Source organism: Myxococcus llanfairpwllgwyngyllgogerychwyrndrobwllllantysiliogogogochensis, from assembly GCF_006636215.1.
GTDB classification, from domain to species: Bacteria; Myxococcota; Myxococcia; order Myxococcales; family Myxococcaceae; genus Myxococcus; species Myxococcus llanfairpwllgwyngyllgogerychwyrndrobwllllantysiliogogogochensis.
This window is the reverse complement of sequence record NZ_VIFM01000979.1, coordinates 1-391: the sequence shown is the minus strand read 5'-3', so window position 1 is coordinate 391 and position 391 is coordinate 1. Positions and strand designations below refer to the sequence as shown.

Here is a 391-nt window from a genome sequence, read left to right as displayed (position 1 = left end):
AGCCTGAAGCTGGCGGGTAAAGACGATAAAGAGATCCGCGACACCTTAACCCGTCGCTATAAGTTTGCTATCCGTCGCCTGGCGCAAACCAACAGCGAAGATGTCTTCTCGCTGGCGATGACCGCCTTCGCTCGCGAAATCGATCCGCACACAAATTATCTGTCGCCGCGTAATACCGAGCAGTTCAACACCGAAATGAGCCTCTCACTCGAGGGGATCGGCGCCGTGCTGCAGATGGATGATGACTATACCGTCATTAATTCGCTGGTGGCGGGCGGTCCAGCCGCGAAAAGCAAAGCGATCAGCGTCGGCGATCGCATCGTTGGCGTTGGCCAGACCGGGAAGTCGATGGTTGATGTCATCGGCTGGCGTCTGGATGACGTCGTGGCGC

At 57.3% G+C, this 391-nt stretch carries 1 protein-coding gene; it reads left to right on the top strand.

Annotation, left to right across the window (positions count from 1 at the left end; all coding sequences use genetic code 11):
• The coding region (locus FJV41_RS56530) for a PDZ domain-containing protein (RefSeq protein ID WP_181791657.1) at positions 1 to 391 on the top strand (391 nt) is incomplete at both ends.